Annotated in this window: 18 protein-coding genes and 1 other RNA gene; 4 read left to right on the plus strand and 15 right to left on the minus strand. The window is 51.3% G+C overall.

The genetic code is table 11. The features are described 5' to 3' along the window. Positions 1-11: 11 nt before the first annotated feature. The 3 genes from KNO66_RS06780 to secA2 form a co-directional block, all read right to left on the minus strand. Positions 12-2,765 carry a bifunctional 2',3'-cyclic-nucleotide 2'-phosphodiesterase/3'-nucleotidase gene (locus KNO66_RS06780; RefSeq protein ID WP_214741577.1) on the minus strand — a complete coding sequence of 918 codons (2,754 nt, stop codon included), beginning with the start codon at positions 2,763-2,765 and terminating at the stop codon, positions 12-14. A 133-nt stretch (positions 2,766-2,898) separates the two neighbouring features. Beyond that, the gene (locus tag KNO66_RS06785) at positions 2,899-3,702 is read right to left on the minus strand and encodes an SLAP domain-containing protein (protein ID WP_214741579.1); all 804 of its coding nucleotides are present in this window, start codon (positions 3,700-3,702) and stop codon (positions 2,899-2,901) included. After that, positions 3,702-6,068: an accessory Sec system translocase SecA2 gene (gene secA2 / locus KNO66_RS06790; protein ID WP_214741580.1), complete on the minus strand. Its 2,367-nt coding sequence runs from the start codon at positions 6,066-6,068 to the stop codon at positions 3,702-3,704. Before secA2 ends, KNO66_RS06785 begins: the two co-directional genes overlap by 1 nt. 253 nt (positions 6,069-6,321) lie before the next feature. On the opposite strand from secA2, the gene KNO66_RS06795 reads away from it, so the two are divergent. Together KNO66_RS06795 and KNO66_RS06800 are read left to right on the plus strand one after the other, a co-directional pair. Then, positions 6,322-7,617, plus strand: coding sequence for a Y-family DNA polymerase (locus KNO66_RS06795; RefSeq protein ID WP_214741581.1), 1,296 nt, complete (start codon positions 6,322-6,324; stop codon positions 7,615-7,617). After that, the gene (locus KNO66_RS06800) at positions 7,614-7,943 is read left to right on the plus strand and encodes a YolD-like family protein (RefSeq protein ID WP_214741582.1); all 330 of its coding nucleotides are present in this window, start codon (positions 7,614-7,616) and stop codon (positions 7,941-7,943) included. Before KNO66_RS06795 ends, KNO66_RS06800 begins: the two co-directional genes overlap by 4 nt. Here the strand turns inward: KNO66_RS06800 and KNO66_RS06805 are convergent. From KNO66_RS06805 to KNO66_RS06815, 3 genes are all read right to left on the minus strand, one after another. Beyond that, entirely contained in the window at positions 7,940-9,499 is a 1,560-nt protein-coding gene (locus tag KNO66_RS06805) for a SulP family inorganic anion transporter (protein ID WP_214741584.1), read from the minus strand. The two genes, KNO66_RS06800 and KNO66_RS06805, sit on opposite strands and share 4 nt — an antisense overlap. Positions 9,500-9,633: 134 nt before the next feature. Then, on the minus strand, positions 9,634-10,716 hold the full coding sequence (locus tag KNO66_RS06810; protein WP_251128069.1) for a hypothetical protein: 1,083 nt from the start codon (positions 10,714-10,716) through the stop codon (positions 9,634-9,636). A gap of 158 nt (positions 10,717-10,874) precedes the next feature. Next, complete coding sequence (locus tag KNO66_RS06815; RefSeq protein ID WP_214741586.1) at positions 10,875-12,287, minus strand: NAD(P)H-binding protein; 1,413 nt, start codon at positions 12,285-12,287, stop codon at positions 10,875-10,877. Between the two features lie 135 nt (positions 12,288-12,422). Between KNO66_RS06815 and KNO66_RS06820 the strand changes: the two genes are divergently transcribed. Both KNO66_RS06820 and KNO66_RS06825 read left to right on the plus strand, forming a co-directional pair. Further along, a complete protein-coding gene (locus KNO66_RS06820) occupies positions 12,423-12,611 on the plus strand; it encodes a hypothetical protein (protein ID WP_047795099.1) in 189 nt (62 codons plus the stop codon). 84 nt (positions 12,612-12,695) lie between these two features. Then, positions 12,696-13,196 carry a hypothetical protein gene (locus KNO66_RS06825; RefSeq protein WP_214741588.1) on the plus strand — a complete coding sequence of 167 codons (501 nt, stop codon included), beginning with the start codon at positions 12,696-12,698 and terminating at the stop codon, positions 13,194-13,196. Positions 13,197-13,233: 37 nt separating this feature from the next. On the opposite strand, the gene KNO66_RS06830 is transcribed toward KNO66_RS06825, so the two are convergent. The 9 genes from KNO66_RS06830 to KNO66_RS06870 form a co-directional block, all read right to left on the minus strand. Then, positions 13,234-14,193: an HNH endonuclease signature motif containing protein gene (locus KNO66_RS06830; RefSeq protein ID WP_214741590.1), complete on the minus strand. Its 960-nt coding sequence runs from the start codon at positions 14,191-14,193 to the stop codon at positions 13,234-13,236. Positions 14,194-14,260: 67 nt separating this feature from the next. Then, a complete protein-coding gene (locus tag KNO66_RS06835) occupies positions 14,261-14,863 on the minus strand; it encodes a hypothetical protein (RefSeq protein WP_214741592.1) in 603 nt (200 codons plus the stop codon). Between the two features lie 176 nt (positions 14,864-15,039). Beyond that, complete coding sequence (locus KNO66_RS06840) at positions 15,040-15,183, minus strand: alcohol dehydrogenase (protein ID WP_214741594.1); 144 nt, start codon at positions 15,181-15,183, stop codon at positions 15,040-15,042. Between the two features lie 114 nt (positions 15,184-15,297). Continuing rightward, positions 15,298-15,653: a transfer-messenger RNA gene (gene ssrA / locus KNO66_RS06845) on the minus strand. A 49-nt stretch (positions 15,654-15,702) separates the two neighbouring features. Next, complete coding sequence (gene smpB, locus KNO66_RS06850; protein ID WP_012726899.1) at positions 15,703-16,173, minus strand: SsrA-binding protein SmpB; 471 nt, start codon at positions 16,171-16,173, stop codon at positions 15,703-15,705. Positions 16,174-16,227: 54 nt separating this feature from the next. Beyond that, positions 16,228-18,633 (minus strand): ribonuclease R, encoded by a 2,406-nt coding sequence (gene rnr, locus KNO66_RS06855; RefSeq protein ID WP_214741596.1) that lies wholly within the window; start codon positions 18,631-18,633, stop codon positions 16,228-16,230. A gap of 15 nt (positions 18,634-18,648) precedes the next feature. After that, positions 18,649-19,389: an alpha/beta hydrolase gene (locus KNO66_RS06860; RefSeq protein ID WP_074033592.1), complete on the minus strand. Its 741-nt coding sequence runs from the start codon at positions 19,387-19,389 to the stop codon at positions 18,649-18,651. 102 nt (positions 19,390-19,491) lie between these two features. Further along, positions 19,492-19,716: a preprotein translocase subunit SecG gene (gene secG, locus KNO66_RS06865; RefSeq protein ID WP_012726902.1), complete on the minus strand. Its 225-nt coding sequence runs from the start codon at positions 19,714-19,716 to the stop codon at positions 19,492-19,494. A 73-nt stretch (positions 19,717-19,789) separates the two neighbouring features. Then, positions 19,790-20,677: a YitT family protein gene (locus KNO66_RS06870; protein WP_012726903.1), complete on the minus strand. Its 888-nt coding sequence runs from the start codon at positions 20,675-20,677 to the stop codon at positions 19,790-19,792. Positions 20,678-20,685: the final 8 nt, after the last annotated feature.

The raw sequence follows: 20,685 nt of genomic DNA on the forward strand, positions 1-20,685 counted from the left end.
CCGTTCCGTACTTATTTCAACTTGAGAATCGATTGTTTTGACCCAGAACCGTTCGCTTCGCTTGCGATGACTTTGTACGTTCCTTTCGCAAGACCTTTTTTGAATGTGAACGTATACGTTCCAGACCAGCTCGCCTGTACTTTCGAGACTTGCTTGCCTTTTGCGTCTTTCAAGACGACCGTCGCACCTGGTGTTGTTTTCCCGACCAAGGCACGCGTGCCGGCCTTCACACCTTTTGTTGTCTTCGGTGTTGAAATTATTACGTTTTTCAATTCAAACGATGTCGTCTTGACTTCTTTTCCTGATACGTCTTTCGCTTCGATTTCATATTTCGCCGCAAAGAATCCTGTGCTTCTCTTGAACGTGAAGTTCCCATTCTCGTCAGCCTTCGCGTAGTCTACTTTTTTTCCGTCCCGTTTAAGGACGAGTGTAGCTCCTGCCGTCGTTTTTCCTGTCAACACGGTTGAATTTGTGTACGTCAAACGCTTCGAGATTGCCGGTGTCCCAACAAATCCTGCACCGACGACTTTCGTTTCTGACATCATCTTCCCATTCAATTCGCTTTCAATCGTCAACGACTGACGAAGTTTCAATGGTTTGACCGTCAAACGGTACATCCCTTCTGCATCGGCTGTCGTCGTCGCGAGAATCGTTTGGCCATCTTTCAATGTCACGTTCGCATTTGGCGCCGTTTTCCCGGTTACAACTTTTGCACCCGGTTTGATCACATCGACCGAAAGCGTCAAATCAACCGGTGCTGCCTCGAGCTCCGTCGTATAGGTACGGAAGAGACGACCTGCCGCATCTTCACGTGTCGCGTCCGTCGCTTCAATTCCTTCATAAAGGTTCAAGTACTGCTTCCCTGCATCCGCTGTTTCAAACGTCACCGAACGTTTTGCGTCCGCGACAATCTTCCAGTTGTTGTCGGCTTTGTAGTCCAAGTTACTGCCACTCGACACAATGTAGTCCGAGATGACGTTACGTGTCTCATACGCTGAGCGATAGACGATGTTCTTGCCGCCACCAAGACCTGGGAACGATGAAGAACCCGCACGATAGTTGTTCGTCGCGACCAAGAACTCTTGGTCCATCTTGATCGGTTGTCCATTGTACTCGACGTTCTTCACGCGGTTCGCGTTCTCGTTGACGAGCTTCCCACCGACATCGAACTTCGCAGGACCCGTGACATCAATCTCATACGTCAAACCGTCGAGAATGTCGAAGTTGTAGCTACGGAATTGAAGGTTGAGTAAGTTCTCGTCGTCTTCTTCGATTTGGTCAAACGCACCCGCTGACATCTCGAGCCAATCCATGACATCTTTCCCTGTCACTTTGACGACTTCGAGCGTGTTCGGATACACGTAAAGGTCCGCAACGTTTTTCAAAGCGATTTGCCCTTTCGGGATATTCGTGTAGTAGCTTGCGTCCGTCAATTCACGTCCACCTGCTTTAAACGGCGCACCCGCTGATAAGAGCGGCAACTCTTTATATGCAGAAAGTTCTGGGTTCGTCTCGAGCTCTTTCTCGACATACCACTTCTGTGCGTTCGTCACGAACTGAACCGATGCATCGTCACGGACGAGTGCGAAGTAGCTCTGGATATCATCTTGAATCTCACCGACCGGTTGGTTGATGTAGTCGATTGTCGCCACGTGGTCGTCTTCGATCAACGCTTGAATCGTCGGATCCACCGCCGTATCTGCCGTCACCGAGTCGAGCGCGGCCGACGCGTCAAGAATCTGCCACTTGCCGTCTACAAGTTCAAGCTCGAAGTCGATGACACCGAGGTCTTTCCCTTGGTTGTTCGCCATGACGACCGGTTTGCCATTGATTGTCCCTTTTGTCATATCGACGTTCGGGAATGAAGCGAACATGCCTTTCGCATCCGGGAAGCGACCGTGTTGGTGCCCCGTCATGACCATGTCGAGTCCGTCAATCTTCGTGAGTGCGTAACCGACGTTCTCTTCGCTGTCGAGTTGTTCATCTGCAAGTGTCGCACTGTCACCGATACCTGAGTGCGCGAGGGCGACGACGACGTCCGCTCCCTGGTCTTTCAATTTTTGAACCGCTTCACGTGCGGACGGGATGATATCCTCTGCCGTCACACGACCTTGAAGATTCCCCGAATCCCATGACATGATTTTCGGAGGGACGACTCCAAATACACCGACTTTGATCGTATGCGTTTCTCCATCCATGTCTGTAACCGTTCGTTCGATGATTTGGACCTCTTGTCCATCTACGTTGAACTTCGAGACGATCGGGTTGCCTTCTAAATCTTTGACGTTCGAGTTGACGAAACGAAGTTTCCCTTTCGATCCCTCCATCGCGTTGTATAAGAATTCGAGACCAAAGTTAAATTCATGGTTCCCGAGTGTGACGGCATCATAGTTCAATGCGGCCATCGCCTTGTACATCGGATGTTCAAACGCTTCATTTTTTCCAGCCTGGCTTTCACGGACATAATCGCCAAACGGTGTCCCCTGAATCGTGTCCCCGTTATCGAACAAGAATGTGTTCGTTTCCCCAGCGGCTGTACGATGTTCATTGATGAGTGTCGCGACTTTCGTCAATCCAATCGTGTTATCGATTTTGTCTTGGAAGTAATCGTAGTTCGTGATGTTCGTATGTAAGTCTGTCGTCTCTAAGAAACGAAGCTTGACGATATCCTGGTCGACTTCCGCCATGACGTTCGGTGCCTGTAGCGGCAAAACGGTTGGTAACACGAGCGCGGTCGCGATTGACCATTTCAATGCAGTTTTCATGTGATTGTCCCCTTTTTTTGGTTGATAATTGTCTAACCATATTCAATATAACACCAGCTGTCTTTCCCTCCTATTAAATTTTCGTATAAAAATAGACCTAATTTCCTTTACAAAAATTAGGTCTATCCTCCTATTATTGTTTGATGCGAACGGTGAACGGTCCATCGCCTTCGATTTCTTCAAATGTGACCGATACCGGGTATGCGTGCTTACCGTAGACCGGCTCTTCAAGACGAATCATCGTGAAGCCGACCACGTCCTCGCCACTCACGAGTTCAAGCGGGAGTTTCTCGACGTTCAAGTGGCGGTCGTATCCGTTGCGAAGGAGAATCGTCGCCGTGACATCCGTCTCTTCCTTCTCCACCGACACGAGCATCAAGTTGAACTCGTTTTCCCCGACTGGTGGCGTCGAGATGTTTGTCCGCATGAGCTGTTGCCATGCGCGTGTCGAGAACTTCGCTTCTTCTCCCGGTGACACGGGCTGAAGCGGGTCAATCGGGTTCATTTGAAAGACGAGTCGGAGCGAGTCGTAGGATTCTATTTCTCCGAACATCTCATCCAAGAAGAAATCCAAGTAGACCGGTTTGCTCGTCCACGCCTCAAAGCTCGGCAGTTCAGAACGTCCGAGGACTTTCCGGCCAATCGGGACATTATTCGCGTCCAACAAGAGGACCGGCAATTCGTTGATCTCGAATGAGCTCGGAAGCGTGTTGCGGAACAACGCCACAATCGACAAGTCATGCCCGAGCGATTCGGCATTCAATAACTCAATCGAGAGCTGATTATCGAGAAGTGGCGGGAGTCGTTTCGCATGATAACGGAAGACGTACTCGTCCTCTTTCGGGATCCCCATCGCGTCGTCGATGACGAGCGTCAATTGGCGCCCTCCCTCTTTATTTCCTGTCTCAATCTGTTTACGTTTACGAAATCCTAACATTATACTTCCTCCTCTGCCATCTCAGCGAAATAACGGTCGAGCTGGCATAGTTCCGTCGTGACATCCCGGGCGATATTGATATACGTCTGTTCGAAGATTTCCAATCCTTCTTTTCCGAACTGACGGCTCGGGTCTTCCTGACCGTAGCTGCGAAGCCCGATCCCTTCTTTCAATCCGCTCATCGTCGTCAAATGATCCGTCCACTTCATGTCGACGGCGCGGAGAAGCGACTCTTTGGCGAAGAGGACGATGTCGTCCTGTTCGAGGCGCGACGCCGTCGTAGCGATGATCGCCTCCATCCAGTCGTTTAAAGCATCCTTCAGTTCACGCGTATCCGCGATGTCATTCGCCCATGTCGGCTCCTGCATCGTCAAGTAGCGCAAGTCATCTTTCAACTCATCGATCGGCCATTCCTCAGGCACGAGTTCATCCGACACATGCATGTCGATGCTGTTCTCGAGGGCGAGACGCATCATGCCGAGGACGTTTTTCGTGATGGCGTCCGCATCTGCGTTGACGGCCTGGTTACGAATCATATAGATGATATTCCGTTGCTCGTTCAAGACGTCATCGAGTTTGAACAAGTAGTCTCGAATCGAGACGCCGAGTCCTTCGATTGTCGTCTGCGCATATTCGATGATCTCGATCGCATCTTTCGACGAGACTTCACCTGTCGCGCTCGGCTTCAATTTTTTCTCCACGCGCTCTAACTTCTGCGCCGCATAGCGTTTCACGATTTCATCTTCGAGCGAGACGAAGAACTCGGTCGCACCCGGGTCGCCTTGACGCCCCGAACGACCGCGGAGCTGGTTGTCGACACGTTTTGACTCGTGGCGCTCCGTCCCGATGACGAAGAGACCGCCCGCTTCCTTCGCTTTTGCGTCGAGCGTGATGTCCGTCCCACGTCCGGCCATGTTCGTTGCAATCGTCACTTTGCCGAATTGACCGGCGTCCGCGATGATATCCGCTTCCTGAGCGACCGTCTTCGCGTTCAACACGTCATGTTCGATCCGCTTCTTCTTCAAGTGCTTGCTGATGGCTTCCGATTGTGCGATCGAGGTCGTTCCGATCAAGACCGGACGTCCCGTCGCATGTAGTTCCGCCACTTTCTCAGTGACCGCCGCATACTTTTGCTCGGTCGTCATGAAGATGCGGTCCGGATGGTCGACACGCTGACGTTCGCGGTTCGTCGGCACTTGGACGACGTCCATGTTGTACGTCTTCAAGAACTCTTGACGTGACGTCTGAGCCGTCCCCGTCATCCCACCGACGAGCGGATACATCCGGAAATAGTGCTGAATCGTAATCTCCGCCGTCGTCTTGTTCTCTTCGGTGATGGTGACGCCTTCTTTCGCCTCGAGCGCCTGATGCAACCCTTCTGACAAGCTCCGACCTTCCATGATGCGTCCCGTGAACAAGTCGATGAGTTCGATCTTGTCTTCACGCACGATATAGTCGACGTCAAGTTCGAACAAGACGTTCGCACGGAGTGCCTGGACGAGATAGTGATAGAGCACCTGGTGTGAGGCGCTGAACAGGTTATCGATGGCGAACAGCTCTTCAATCTTGACGATTCCTTCTTCCGTGAACGTCGCAGATTTCGACTCGAGGTCGACCTCGTAGTCGGTCTCCTCGAACTCAGAAATGATCTGTTGCGCCAACTGTTTCAAGCGGATATGTGACCGGTCCTTCTGCGCGATGATGAGCGGCGTCTTCGCCTCATCAATCAAGATGCTGTCGACTTCATCGACGATGGCGAAATGGAACGGACGTTGGACTCGTTCTTCCGGCTTATGGACAAGGTTGTCACGCAAGTAGTCGAACCCGAACTCTGTCCCGACCCCATACGTGATATCCGCCTGATATGCGGAACGCTTCTCGTCCGCTTCGATGTCCGGGACGTTCAAACCGACCGTCAACCCGAGGAAGTCGTGAATCTTCCCAATTTGTTCCGCGTCACGTCTCGCCAAATAATCGTTCACCGTGATGACGTGGACGCCTTTTCCTTCGAGCGCCTTGACGTAACTCGGCAAAGCGGCGACAAGCGTCTTCCCTTCCCCCGTCGGCATCTCCGAGATGTTCCCTTCGAGGAGGGCGAACCCACCGATGAGCTGGACGTCATAGTGACGCATGCCGAGCACACGGACTGACGCTTCGCGGACGAGAGCGAACCCTTCTTCCGCGATGTCATCCACTTTCTTTCCATTCAAGAGACGTGCTTTGAGCGTCTCCGTATATGTACGCATCTCGTCATCCGAGAGGGCTTTCATCGTTGTCTCTAATTCATTAATACGCGCGACCCGTCGTTCGTACGCTTTCAAACGCCGGCTTTGATCATTCGTTAACTGTTTTACAAATTGGATCACACTAATAGCCTCCATCTTTCTATCAATTCATCACTTACATACTCGTCTATTATAACGAAAATCGAACCAATTCGGAGACTTTTTTACGAAAACTTCCTAAAAGTTGGTTTTTAGACACGTGAAAACCTATAAATTTTGGTTAATTTTCAAAAAGTATTTGTAAAAATATTTTCAATTCACTATTTGAGATGACGTGAGACCGTGTTACGATGAAAAAAAACAGAACATTTGTTCGTAAAAAGGAGTGGTGACGATGCGCAGACGAATCTTTTGTATCGACAGCGTCTCGTTCTATGCCAGTTGCGAGTGTGCCGCGCGCAACAAAAATCCTTACAAGACGAAGCTCGTCGTCCTCTCGAACCTGCAGGACAGCGGGGCACTCGTCCTCGCCGCGACCCCGAAGATGAAGCAGCTCGGCATCAAGACCGGGTCACGCCGCTTCCACATCGACCGCCTCCCGTGGCACGAACGACGGGACGTTTTGTATGCCGAGGCGCGGATGAGTCATTATTTGAACGTCTCCATCCAAATCATCCACATCCTCCATCAGTTCGCCCCGCCCGAGGCGATTCGCGTCTATTCGATCGATGAGACGCTCGTCGACATGACGGGGACGGAGCGGCTGTTCGGAAGTGACGAGCACGTCGCCCACCTCATGCGTGCGACGATTTTTCGCTATACGGGCATTCCCGTCACCATCGGCATCGGACCGAACAACGTCCTCGCCAAGCTCGTCCTCGATTTGCATGCGAAAAAGGAAGGGGTCGCCACGTGTCTTCTCCACGACGTCGAACGGCTTATCCACCCGGCGCCGATCGAGAAGATGTGGGGCGTCGGCACGAAGATGGCGGTCCACCTGCAGCGGCTCGGCATCTGGACGATCGGGGACTTGGCCTGCTATCCGCTCGAATCCCTTCATGAAAAGTTCGGTGTCATCGGTGCAGAACTTTGGCATCACGCCTGGGGCATCGACGAATCCCCGACCATCCTGCCGGCGAGCTCCTTGTTCGGGGCGAAACGGACGCGACCGAAGTCGATCGGACACGGCATCACCCTCATGAAAGATTACACGACGTATTCCGCAATCCGGCTCGTCCTACAGGCGATCGCGGTCGAAGTCGGGATGCGAACCAGGCAAGCGGGACTCGTCGGAGGGACGATTCATCTCGGGGTGCGCTATACGCGGACGAGCGACCGGGGTGGCTTCAGTAAACAAAAGAAGCTCCCCCGCTTCACAGCGGACGAGCAAGAGTTTCTCCCCATCTTATTGCAACTATTTTTAGACGGCTGGGAAGAGACGGAGGCCGTCCGTTACGTGTCGGTCGCTCTCGGCAAACTCGAGCCACGGAGCGACCACGTCCAGTTATCCTTTTTTGAAGACGAATGGGCGAAAGCGAAACGGCTCGACTTCCTCGATTTGATTGACGGTTTGAACGTCCGGTTCGGTCGTGGCACAATCCGACCGGCGTCGAGCCTACTAAAAGACAGTCCGCTCCGGACGCGCCAACGTCTAATCGGCGGACATAAACAAGGAGGCGATTCCTCATGAGCAAGACCAGCTATCGTGACCGGGGTGAGTTGAAATGGATCCCATTTCTCATGCCCGAGCACGTCGCCCTACTGAAACGTTATTATGCCCAAATCCAAAAGATCGAACTACCCGACTTGGACGAACAGCTCCTCTATCTTTGGCAAACCGAGCTCGAACGGGCCATCCGTGAAGGCGACCAAGTCGAGGTGACCTTGTTCGTGGACGGCTTGACGAAAAGCATGCGCGGCTACGTCCACGCCATCTATTATGCCGAGCGCGAGGTCGAGCTGTTCGACGGCGAGGTGCGCCGCGTCCCGTTCGGCGACATCTTGTCCGTTCGTTAAGATGCCTCGATCGCTTCCTGGGTCGTCTCGAACGTCTCGATTCCGTCAAGCAGACCATAGTGAGCAAGCGTCGCGCGGACCGAGGGTGACAGATGCGCGAAGATGACGTGACGTTCGGCCGCTTTCAGTTCGGTGATGACACGCCGCAACTCTTCGACCGCGGTCACGTCGATGACGGGACAGCGGTGGAAGTTGAAGATGAACACGTTCGGTTCCCGATGAATGTGATGGAGGACGTGCTCGAACAACTCGACTGCACCGAAGAAGAGCGGACCTTCGACACTGAAGACGATTTGGCCGTCTCGTGTGACGTACCGTTCTGTCCGTTCGCGTACATCGATCGTATCGGCCATTCGTTTCGCGAAGAGCGCGAGCGCACAGATGACGCCGACCTCGACGGCGACGACCAAGTCGACGAATACCGTCAATAGTAACGTGACGAGAAGGACGAGCGACTCGGATGAACGATGACGCAACATCGCCATCACGTGATGGCGTTCGGACATGTTCCAGGCGACCCGCATCAAAATCGGAGCGAGTGCGGCGAGTGGTACGTAACTCGCGAACGGCGCGAGGACGAGTACCGCAACGAGCACCGTGAGTCCGTGAATGACCCCGGCACGTCGACTGACCGCTCCCGCCTGAATGTTCGTCGCCGTCCGGGCGATGGCACCTGTCGATGGGATCCCACCGAAGAATGGCGTGATCACGTTTGCAAGCCCTTGTCCGAACAGTTCCTTGTCCGGTTTCATCTTCGTCCCTGCCATCCCGTCGGCGACCGTTCCCGAAAGAAGTGACTCGAGTGCACCGAGGAAGGCAATCGCGAATGCGGACGGGAGGAGCGTCGTGATCAGGTTGATGTCGATCGCAAGCCAGTTGAATTCCGGCAGTCCGCTCGGGATACCGCCATATGCACTTCCGATGGTCGCGACCTCACCCGGGATGAGGACACTGACAAACGTCGGGACGAGCATCGCCATGAGTAAGAGCGGTAAACGGAACGGCAGCTTCGGGACGAGCCAAAGCGTCAAAAAGCCGATTCCGGCAATGACAATCGGCCAAGGGCTCGCTTCGGGCAACGCCTGACCGAGACGAAGCAGATTCTCATGAAAATGTGGTGCCTTCTCAAAGGTGACCCCGAACAACTCATCGAGCTGGTCGACGAAGATGACGACCGCGATCCCAGCCGTGAAGCCAATCGTGACAGCACGAGGCATGAAACGGATGAGCCGTCCGACCCGAAGCAAGCTCATGAGGAGCAGCAAAATTCCGGCGAGGACGGTCGTGACGAGCAACCCTTCATACCCGTATGCGAGGACGACACCGGAGACGATCGGGATGAACGCCCCCGTCGGTCCGGCAATCTGGAACGTCGAGCCTCCGAACAGGCTGACGAGGATTCCGGCGAAGATGGACGTGTAGAGCCCGTACACCGGTGGGACCCCTGAGGCGATGGCGAATGCCATGGCGAGCGGGATGGCGACGACACCGACTGTGATTCCGGCCGAGATATCCTTTTGCCACATCTCACGCGTGGAGAGTGAGTCTTGCATCATACATACATTCCTTCTTTCCAATCAGTTCAAAAACGAGTTCAGTGTACGCCTGGAAAGAGGGCTTGTAAACGGATTGAGAAAAACGTTAACAGAATGTACAAAACAAGCACCATGTCTATGATTGGGTACAGCGATCATTGTTCGGTCAAACATGTCCTAGCAAGCTGTTTGAGCGAATCGTTCAATTCGAATAACCGAGTGGTGATGGCCTGCTTATCTCCATAACGAATGATATCTTCTCGCGTCAATTCTTCTTGGCTTAACAACTGGTGATGGAGATACACCGTCTCCAGTAATTGGAGCAGTTGTTCTCCTCGAACTTCACGAATGATGGTTTCGTCTCCGTCACAATAACCTTCGAGAAATCCTGTTGCGATGGCTTTCAACTGGTCTTCGCACGTATCAAACTGATGCTTTCGGTAGCGCTCCGTTTGTGACAACGCGAGAAAGTAGTTCTCATATAAATTCATGAAGTTCCCTGCCATGCCTCGCGGTGCATAGACAATCGGGTACGGGTCGATTAAACAGACTCGATCCCCTTTCAATAAAATATTTTCAGGAGACGCATCTTGGTTAACAAGACTTGGGACAGAAACCTGTTTGTTCCGCAATTCTGTCGCCGCATGAAGCATTTGTGCTACTACATCGTCTTGAATTTCAGGATATGCTTCACATAACGCTTTAAAATCTGACAACTGTTCATCACTTTCTTCTCGGACAAACGTATGTAGGTCCCCGCTCAAGCTACCATGCAGCTTCTTTTCTTCCGTCCAGATCAAATATCCGAGTCCTTCGACACCGTGTTCAATTTGATCCGTTTTCCGATAGATTTCCCCTACTTGGACTCCGATATGGGCAGCTTGCTCTATCGTCATTGTATGTAACGAAAGCGAATCGCCTCCGAACGACTCTAATGTATACGTGAAATCAGGAGACACGTAAAATTCGTAAAAATCAGGCGCCGCTCCAGGAGCGGCTTGGTTGACGGACTGGTAATATAGCTTCGTAGCCGCGTACTCTGCCGTCAAGGCATTGGAATCGAACATCACTCGCTTTCCATACGCCACTTCTTTCGGAATCCGCAGAACCCGTTCACAACCATCTTTTACGACTTTCCACGCCTCATGCCACGCACCCTCACCAAGAAATCTCGGTTCAGCGACCTCGGCATGCCTAAACACTTTGAGTCGCTTTTCATTATTCGTTTGTTGAATCATAAATCTGATCACTCCTCTATTTTCAACCTCAAGCTTTTGATTCGAATTTAGGTGTTTTGTCCTGGGTACACCTCTCTACTTTTGACGAGATTACATTGATTGTACCGTACTTCCGAAAATTGGAATCAAAAAAGACGCACCTTTCGATGCGTCTCCCTTCAATTCGTCGGAGCCTCTACGACTTGATCGCCATCTTCCGCGTCTTTCGCCAGCAACTTCACATGACGACCGAATAACCACATGACGACGAGATGGGCTTTCGCCTGTGTCTTCGTATAGAACCACCACGGGAGGGCCGGTACGAACTCATGGATGGCGACGAGTCCTTCATCCGATTCTGGTAATCGCCGGAACTCGAGACGCCCTGTCTTATTCTCTTCACTCAACTTGACAAACTTGCCCCCATCAATCGCAAAGGATGCCATATCGTCCGTCGCTTCTCGTTCAAGCGATAGATGAAGCGCGACGAACGATGGATCGAGCAGCGCGATCTCCCAATCATCGTCTTCTTTTGTCGTCTGAATGAGCGGATACATGAAACGACCGAGCCACTCGAAGTACGTGTCCGCCATCCAAAGTGCCGACTTCTCTTGCGGCAGACCGAACCGCTGAATCGAACGGACCGTATACGATTTCGGTTGTTTTTTCTTCTTACCGCCCGAGGATTGCTTCTCTTCTTCCTCAAGCGCATGCTCGACCGCCTGTTTGAACGGAATCTCTCCTTGTCCGATGCCTTCGACCGTATCTTCCGCCACCATCGCATGCCCCATGCTCTCGACGAGCGGATAGACGGTCGCCTTCGGTTCACCCGTGACGGCCATGACCCACAGCCGCGATAGTTTGATTGTCGGGAACGGGAAGTCGATTAAGACGCGACGCTTGTCCATGACTTCGGCTGTCTGTTCAATCATCTTCCGATACGTCATCACCTCGGGACCCCCGATGTCGATATGACGGTCATAAAGCGACTCGGCACCGACGACCGAGATGAGCGCTTGAACGGCTTCACGGATGTCGATCGGATGTGTCTCCGTTTTCGTCCAGCGTGGCAATATCATCGACGGCAATCGTTTGACGAGCTTCGCTAAAATCGGGAACGACGAACCTTCCGGACCGATAATGAGTCCAGCCCGAATCGTCGTCACCGGTATCCCTTGCCCGCCGAGGATGCGTTCGACCTCGAGTCGGCTCTTCAAGTGACGCGACAACGTCTTCTCTTGTTTCGGGATGATCCCACTCAAATAGACGATTTGCTTGATTTCGTTCTCCTTCGTCGCCCGAGCGAAGTTATCCGCAATGAGCGCATCCATGTCCTCGAACGTCGCTTGCGTCAAGCCGCCGTTCGGAATCATCGAGTGCACGAGGAACATCGCGTAATCCGCGCCCTCACATGCTTCTTTTGTTGCCTCATATGAAAACAAATCACAGGCACGCCACGTGATATGGGTCTCATCTTCTTTATTCTTCGTCGATCGCGATAAAGCGATGATGTCATACTCTTCTTTCAGCTGCTCCATCACGTTCGAGCCGATATAGCCGCTCGCCCCCGCAATGACAATCGTTTTCCGCATAATGGTCACTCCCCTAATTATTCGCATAGAGGTAATGTACCCGTCTTTTTAAAAAGATAAATCAGTCTAAGTATGTAGAGCCTGCTCGACCGATTCATACTAAAATGAGAATAATTAGAAAAAGGAGGGATATTCATGGGATTTTGGTACTTTCTTTTGCTTGGATTGGGAGTAATCCTCATCGTGCGAGGGATTGCAAGTAGCGCGAAACAAGGTGGACTGATTTTAGTCGGACTTGTGATGGTCGGGGTATCCATATTTATGTTCCAAGATGGCAGTGCGGACTTGGTCGCGAATTGGTTGGATCAAATCACCGGTCGATAAGTCATGTCCTCGAGTAATAGCGAGAGGTTCATTGACTACCTTTTAACGTCTTCAATCTTGAATTGATATGGAAGGAGCTCGACGATGAAACAGTTCAAACGAGTAGGTGTCCTGGCGTTATTCGCCTTGATTGGATTTGCTCTTTTCCATTATGCGACCGAGTCGAAGACAGGTTCCGCTGCATGGACGACGGAAGTTGCGACACATCACTTCAAAGATATCTTAGAAGCGCAGCAAGCAGCGATTGAAGCACATACTCCACTCGATAACATTGAGCGAACGAAACTGTCACACGAAGATGACGTCGTCCGGCTACTCCTCGGTCAACGAGATTGGGTCGAGCAATTCCACTATACGATTCAGGATGTACAAGTGGATGAAAAAGGCGGTTTCTTATACGCAAACGCTTATGTGACAAGAAATCTTCAATTTGAAAGTGGTGTCACGACCGGGCTAGGTGACGAGATGACGATTCAATTGAGGTCTCCGAATGAGACGATCGAAGAGGTGGAGCTCGACAATCATAGCGTGACACAATCAGGCCAACCCTTTTTCAAACGCTGGATCAGTCGAGTGTTTGACTGAACAAAAGTCGAACCTATTTGACGAGGTTCGACTTTTTTCATGCCTTCGGAGTCCAATTGTTTTCATAGCCATTTTGAACGGCATAGTGATACAAATGAATGAGTTTCGATTCTTTGTATGTAGACATGTGTTCTGCCGTACGCAGTTCATGATTTCGTTCTACCAAATTGTAAAGATAATCGATATTCGCTAATCGATTATTTTTACTCGTATTACATGTCGGGCATGACAGCACAAAATTCCATAAGACATCATTTTGCATATAAGACCAAGGAATGAAATGATCCACGTGAATTTGTTTTACAGGCTTTAGGCAATAGAAGCACATTGAGTGCCCGTGACTTAATAAAATTTGTTTAAACTCCTCAAGCGACTGACGGGCAGACACAAACTCCAGCTTGCTCAAAATTCGTTCCATCGCATCCTGGGAATTGTATTTTTCTAAAAAGATGGCTAACTGATAGTTTGTCACGTTCATGAGAATACGCTTATATTTTTCAAAGAAAACGACATACGCTGGAACGAGTTGAATCCACTCTTCTTTTCGATTGAAAGAGTAAATCGTTTCGTTAAAGGAGCGATAGAAAGAACCGTATACGTATTTTTTATAAAATTGATTCACGTTCCGAATCAATTGATTTTGTTGATGTTCTGGTAAACGGTCGAAGTTCCAAACAGATGGAATATTGTGTTCTTTCTGAAAGGAGACCATCGCTTTTTCAACAACGCTCTGCTTCCCCAATTGATTCATCTGTGTCAGCCCATGCTTGACGATGAGATTCCAATAGATTTTCGTCACATGCTTGGCAATCTGATGAAATGACAGGACTCCTGATTCATTCAATTCTGTCGTACATTCAAGTAACGCCCTCATCAATACGTGTTTGTACGTCGTCGTATGAGAAGCGTTCATCAGAAATTGTTGTGTAAAGCGCCATAGGTCTGATTCGGTTAAATACACATCTTTCGCCTCAGCGACACTTAAATCCCATCCCAACGACTCCACCTCCATCCATTACACTATTGATTATAGCGAATGCAGAAAAGAAGTGGATCGCGGCGCTTCATACAGGAGCAGAAAACTCTCTTTTGATTTGTTCGATTTCAATCATTGTCTTTTCATGAACATACTGAACGAGCGCATCATACTGTTCGACCGTATTCAATTTTTTGAACTTCTCTACATCGCCTTCAAAGCCCGTGAAATAGTCACTTTGATACTCCGGGTTGTTGAACAGTCTCAAATATTCCATATAGTCCTTGATGGTCATTTGACTCACGATGTGAGAGAGAATGGATTCCCACTCTTTGATCCGCCCCTCATGAATTTGTTTTTTGATGACGATGTCTTGTGCTTGCTCCATTTTGATTTGTTGAATGCATTGCTCCACTTCTAATCTATATTGAAACAACTCATCTCGATTTCGAGTGTCTAGCGTAGGCGTCACTTCAGTTAAATAGTACTGATACCGTTGCTTTCGCGGATGTTTGTTCTTGGCTTTTTTAGGGCTTTGCTCCGAGTCATCCGTGTTCTTAGGTCGTTTCTTTAAATTGATTGACCCTAAAGCCCCCATGATTTCTTTGTTATGTTTTAATGCAAGTTTCCCTACTGTCGGGCCATATTTTTTGACCCCATTCACAATCAATTCCGTCGATTTTTTAGACATGTGAACTCCTCCTATGGTATGTATGTTTATTTGACGTTTTTTCAAAAAACAACTCGTAGTTTCTATTCAACAAAACAATGCTCAATCCCTTGATTCCCATCAAAAACCTAATGACCGGTGTCCGCTATCCATAAGAAAAGGATTAATGAGCAGGTACTCAATAATCCTTTGTCAGATCACTTCTTCTCTTGTTTCTTCTGCAAATACGCTTCACGAAGCTGGTTCAACCGTTCCTTCTTGTTCGAGACAGTCGGCTTTTTGCCGTCCTGGTATTTCGCCGCAGCCACTTTGCTTCTCTTGTCTAATTGATATTTTCCCATAATCTTCACCTTCCTTTCTTTCTGGATTCAATCAAAAGCAAAGACCTTCTAATCTCAATGAAATTAGAAGGTCTTCATGAAAATCATTGATCGCAGTCGTTACAGACTGCTTCAAAATGGAGGCGGCGGGAGTCGAACCCGCGTCCGAAGGCATCGTAACGTATGCTTCTACGTGTGTAGTTTATCTATTGAATCTCGATGTGACACTGCCGATAAACAGGCGTTGTCGCATCCAGTCTGTTTCATCTCTTCTTCGCGCCCTCAGACGGCGAGGTTGAAGCGTAGCTTGCTTAGTTTGAGACCCTGAAAATCATCCACACAAGCGATGGATGTCAGGATCCGCAGGGCACTTAGGCTGCTGCGAGTTGTGTGTTAGTTTTGCCAGTTATAGGCGTTTGCGTTTTAACGAGGCCGACCCCTCGACACGCCACATACGACCGACCTACCCCCGTCGAATCCATAACGTCCCCGGGGTGGTAATTGGTACTTTATTTAATATACCACAATTAGGATCCGTTGTCAGTATTTTTGCCGATCGCGCATCGCACGGTCGACGTCACGCTTCGCGTCTTTCTTCTTCAAGTCCTCGCGTTTGTCGTACTTCTTCTTCCCTTTTCCGACGCCGAGCAGGCACTTGGCGAACCCATTCTTGATATACACTTTGAGCGGGATGATCGTGTAGCCGTCACGCCCTGATGCTCCGATGAGCTGATTGATCTGCTTCTTATGCAACAATAGCTTTCGGACGCGGAGTGGATCGTGGTTGAAGCGGTTCCCCTGTTCGAACGGGCTGATATGACAGTTGTGAAGCGTCGCCTCGCCCCCATCGAACCGGACGTACGCATCCGCGATGTTGATCTTCGATTGACGGACCGATTTGATTTCCGTCCCTGTGAGCACCATGCCCGCCTCAATCGTATCTTCGATTGCGTAATCGAAGGACGCCTTGCGGTTTTGGGCGAGTGCGTTCGAATCTTTCTTCTTGGCCATACACATTCAGTCCTTTATCTACAAGATACGGAGGAAGGGACGACCCCTTCCCCGTCAGCGACGCTTCTTCGCACCTCGTTTGGCGTCGCCTTTTCGTTTGTGCTTGTCTTTCTTCTTCAGGTCGAGTGCCGAACGACCTTGGGAAGACTTCTCCCTGTCTCGTTTCGGTTTCTCACCTGGTTTGCCCGGCTTGCCAGGTCTTCCTGGTTTGCCACGCTTCTTCTTGTCGTCCCGACCGCGACCGCCACGACGGTCTTTCTCGTCCTTCTTCGGACGGCCGCCTTTCGCTTTGATCGTCGTCGGTTGGCGACGGCTTGACTGTTCCCTTTTCGGCATACCAACGACCGTGAAGTCGATTGTCCGCTCGTCTAAGTTGACAGCGTCGACTTTGACACGGACGGCGTCCCCGATGCGGAACTGACGTTTCGTCCGCTCCCCGAGAAGCATAAGCTGTGACTCATCGAAGTGATAGTAGTCATCCATCGACTGGAGACGAACGAGCCCTTCGATCGTATTCGGAAGCTCGACGAACATCCCGAAGTTCGTGACGCCGGCGACGACACCATCGAACTCTTCACCGAGATGGGCTTCCATGTATTCGGCTTTCTTGAGCGCCTGTGTCTCGCGCTCTGCGTCGACCGAGCGACGTTCCCGTTTCGATGCCTGTTCGGCAATCGCCCCGAGACGGTCCTCGTACTTCGCGATCGTCTGCTCCGACAAATCGTTGTTGAAGACGTACGTGCGCATGAGACGGTGGACGATCAAGTCCGGATAACGACGAATCGGTGACGTGAAGTGCGTATAGAAGTCTGTCGCGAGTCCGAAGTGACCGAGCGAGACGTCGTCATATTTCGCCTGTTGCATCGAACGAAGCATGATCGTGCTGATGACCGGCTCTTCAGGTTCTCCGTCGATCGCCTTCAAAATCTTTTGAAGCGTCTTCGGTTCGACTGTCTGCCCTTTGATGCGTTCAATATGCACGCCAAAGTTTGCGACAAAGTCGAAGAAGAAGTCGAGCTTGTCCGGCTTCGGATTGTCGTGGACACGATAGATGAACGGCACGTCCATCTTGTGGAAGTGTTCCGCAACCGTCTCGTTGGCCGCGAGCATGAACTCCTCGATTAACTTCTCGGCGACCGAACGTGGACGAAGCACGATATCTGCCGGCTTCCCTTCCTCGTTGACGACGACTTTCGCCTCGGCGAAATCGAAGTTGATGGCACCGCGCGAATTCCGGCGTTTCCGAAGGACTTCCGCAAGCTCGGCCATGAGGTCGAACTCACCGATGAACGGTTCGTACTTTTTCAACGTCTCTTCGTCATCACGTTCGATGATCTCACGGACGTTCGTATACGTCATCCGCTCCGTCGTCTTGATGACACTCGGGAACAGGTCATGGCGAACGACCTTCCCGTTCTGTGGGGAGATCTCCATGACGCAGCTGAGCGTCAAGCGGTTGACGTGCGGGTTAAGGGAACAGATCCCGTTCGAGAGTCGGTGCGGCAACATCGGAATGACGCGGTCGACGAGATACACACTCGTCCCGCGCTCGAGCGCCTCAACGTCGAGCGGTGAGCCCTCTTTCACGTAATGTGAGACGTCGGCGATATGGACACCGAGCTCGTAGTTGCCGTTATCGAGTTTCTTGACGTGGACGGCATCGTCCAAGTCTTTCGCATCTTCGCCGTCAATCGTGAAGATCGTCTCGTCACGAAGGTCGACGCGGCCGATGAAGTCTTTCTCGTCCGCCTCGTCCGGTACCGCGTTCGCCTGAGCGATCACGTCCTCCGGGAACTCCGTCGGAATGCCGTGCTTATAGACGATCGACAAGATGTCGACACCTGGGTCGTTCTTATGCCCGATGATGCGGACGACGTCACAGGCACCGGCGAAGCGTCCGTCCGGATATTTCGTGATGCGCACGACGACTTTATGTCCGTCGACGGCACCGAGTGACTTGTCCGGGTTGACGACCGGCCAGAAGTTGATGCGTTTGTCATCCGGCTCGATGAAGGCGAACTGGTCGAGTCGACCGCTTGGGAGCGTATACGTCCCGACGAATTCGGAGAGTCCGCGCTTCAGTACTTTCAATAAAATCCCTTCCGTCTTGCCACGGTTGTCCTCGCGTTTTTTGACGAGGATCGTATCGCCATGGTAGACGTCCTTCAGTTGGTCGGGCGGCAAGAACACGTCTTCCGCTTCCCCTTCGACCGACAAGAAGCCGAAGCCGCGCTGGTGAATCGAGATGATTCCCGCGACTTGTCCGAGCGTGGCGAGCGTCCCGTAACGGTTCGTCCGCGTCCGGCCGATGGCGCCCTCTTCCTCGAGGGCATTCAATGTGCGGATGAGCTCTTTAAAGTCATCCGTCGACGCGAGCTGTAATCGCTCGGTCAGTTGATCGACAGAGAGCGGTTTCTCGCTCGCCTGCAAGATCTCTAGTAATTGGTCACGTAAATTCAACGTGACACCTCCTTCTTAGACTGACCAGTCTAACGTTTCGAGAAAATCGAGCACGTCCTGGTGCAGTTTCTCTTTTTCTTTGTCGAGTGTGATCACGTGTCCCGAGTTCTCATAGATGAGCAACTCTTTTTGGAACGTGTTGACCGCCTCGTAAATTTGATTCGCCGATTCCGGGTCGATCATGTTGTCTTTGGCGCCTTGGACGACGAGTGTCGGGACGAAGATGTCCTCGAGCTTCGACGCCGTGTCGCGGACGAAGGCACGGAGATCTTTCAGCGTTGGCATCGGTTTGAACTCTGCCATCTCCTGCTCGATCTGTTCCGGCGACTTTTCTTCTCTACCCTTATATTCTCGGGCATATGCCTGGACTCCTTTATACAAGCGGTCCTCGGCATCGATTCCCGTCGGCGCGCACATCGGGATGACCGCCTTGACGTCTTTCTCCTCGGCGAGACGGAGCGACATCACGCCACCTAGCGAGAGTCCGCAGACGACGATCTCCTCATGGCCTTTGTCGACGAGTGTCTGGTAGGCGTTCAAGACGTCTTCCCACCAGTCTTCTGGTCCATATTGGAGTAATTCTTCCGGTGGGACGGCATGACCACGATAGATCGGTCCCATACATGTGTATCCTTCTTTTTGAAGGAAGCGACCGAGCATGCGGACATCCGCGCTCGATCCAGTGAAGCCATGTAACATCAACACGGCACGTTTTCCGCCCTCGAAGAAGAACGGTTTTGGTGCTGTTACTTTCATTTTATCTGTCATCTCCTCGTATCTACATTATTCCCAAAAAATAAATCGAAAAAACAAAAGCTGACCGCCTCACGTGAAAATCGAGAACGATCAGCCTTATCATCATAATGATGCGACTAGTAATCCTAAAATGAAAAACAAAGTGCCTAGTACAGCTGCAGTTCGGTTCAAAACAGCATCGAAGCCGCGTGCTTTCTGGCGTCCGAACAACTGCTCCGCGCCACCTGCAATCGCTCCAAGACCTTGCGACCGACCTGACATGAGCAGTACGACGACAATCAATAAGACAGCCACGACAAGTAGGCTGATTGTAGCGATCGTTTGCATAGTAGTCAGTTCCTCCTTCTATTTACACGCCTTTTATTATATAGAAGTTATCAATAAAACACCAGCATTCAAATTATCGGGACGGGTAGCTGAACCCTTCCCCGATGACTTCCTTCACCTGGTGGATGACGACGAAGGCACGGTCGTCCGTTACTTGGACGATTTTTTTGAGCGGCGCGATCTGACGTTTGTCGACGATCATATACAACATGTTCTTATCCTGCTTCGTATAGTAGCCGTGTCCATGGATGATCGTCGCCGAGCGTCCGAGTGTCTCCGTTAAGACAACGGCGAGCTCTTCTTGCTTATCGCTGATGATCGTGACGGCTTTGCGGATGTTGAGACCTTCCGCGACGAGGTCGATGACCCATGAACCGATGATAATGGCGATGAGCGTATAGAGGACGACTTGTTCCCCTAAGAAGAAGCCGGACGTGGCGACGACGATCGCATCGATGATGAACATCGAGACGGCGACACTCAAGTGAAGATAGCGCTCCATGAGACGGGCGATGATGACGCCCCCGCCGGTCGTCCCGCCGACACGGAGCACCATGCCGATCCCTACCCCGATCATGATTCCGGCATAGACGGCCGCAAGCAGTTTGTCCTCGGCAGGGCTGCCCCAGTCGTGCGTCAGACTGAGAAAGAATGACGTCGCGATGACGGCGATGACCGAATAGACCATTGTCCGACGGTCGAGCAGCTTATAGCCGACGATAAAGAGAATCCCGTTCCCGATAATCGACGTGAGCCCGAGATCCCAGCCGAACACGTAGTACAGGATGATCGTGACCCCGAGCAGGCCACCTTCCGAGAAGTCGTTCGGTACGGTAAAGTAGTTGACCCCGAACGAGAGAATGAAGGAGCCCGCGATGATCCAGGCGATGTCCTTCACCGAGATGGTTTGTAGCTTGCGCCATACTTGTTGGCGCAATAGATGTTGTTGTTGACGTTTCATAAATGTCC

The organism is Exiguobacterium sp. s48, assembly GCF_018617395.1.
Classification (GTDB): Bacteria; Bacillota; Bacilli; order Exiguobacteriales; family Exiguobacteriaceae; genus Exiguobacterium.

Excerpts from the sequence above, each read along its gene's own strand:
- KNO66_RS06780 (WP_214741577.1), bottom strand. The coding sequence starts at position 2,765 with ATGAAAACTGCATTGAAATGGTCAATCGCGACCGCGCTCGTGTTACCA.
- KNO66_RS06785 (WP_214741579.1), bottom strand. The coding sequence starts at position 3,702 with ATGTTAGGATTTCGTAAACGTAAACAGATTGAGACAGGAAATAAAGAG.
- KNO66_RS06795 (WP_214741581.1), top strand. The coding sequence starts at position 6,322 with ATGCGCAGACGAATCTTTTGTATCGACAGCGTCTCGTTCTATGCCAGT.
- KNO66_RS06800 (WP_214741582.1), top strand. The coding sequence starts at position 7,614 with ATGAGCAAGACCAGCTATCGTGACCGGGGTGAGTTGAAATGGATCCCA.
- KNO66_RS06805 (WP_214741584.1), bottom strand. The coding sequence starts at position 9,499 with ATGATGCAAGACTCACTCTCCACGCGTGAGATGTGGCAAAAGGATATC.
- KNO66_RS06810 (WP_251128069.1), bottom strand. The coding sequence starts at position 10,716 with ATGATTCAACAAACGAATAATGAAAAGCGACTCAAAGTGTTTAGGCAT.
- KNO66_RS06815 (WP_214741586.1), bottom strand. The coding sequence starts at position 12,287 with ATGCGGAAAACGATTGTCATTGCGGGGGCGAGCGGCTATATCGGCTCG.
- KNO66_RS06820 (WP_047795099.1), top strand. The coding sequence starts at position 12,423 with ATGGGATTTTGGTACTTTCTTTTGCTTGGATTGGGAGTAATCCTCATC.
- KNO66_RS06825 (WP_214741588.1), top strand. The coding sequence starts at position 12,696 with ATGAAACAGTTCAAACGAGTAGGTGTCCTGGCGTTATTCGCCTTGATT.
- KNO66_RS06835 (WP_214741592.1), bottom strand. The coding sequence starts at position 14,863 with ATGTCTAAAAAATCGACGGAATTGATTGTGAATGGGGTCAAAAAATAT.
- KNO66_RS06840 (WP_214741594.1), bottom strand. The coding sequence starts at position 15,183 with ATGGGAAAATATCAATTAGACAAGAGAAGCAAAGTGGCTGCGGCGAAA.
- smpB (WP_012726899.1), bottom strand. The coding sequence starts at position 16,173 with ATGGCCAAGAAGAAAGATTCGAACGCACTCGCCCAAAACCGCAAGGCG.
- KNO66_RS06860 (WP_074033592.1), bottom strand. The coding sequence starts at position 19,389 with ATGAAAGTAACAGCACCAAAACCGTTCTTCTTCGAGGGCGGAAAACGT.
- secG (WP_012726902.1), bottom strand. The coding sequence starts at position 19,716 with ATGCAAACGATCGCTACAATCAGCCTACTTGTCGTGGCTGTCTTATTG.
- KNO66_RS06870 (WP_012726903.1), bottom strand. The coding sequence starts at position 20,677 with ATGAAACGTCAACAACAACATCTATTGCGCCAACAAGTATGGCGCAAG.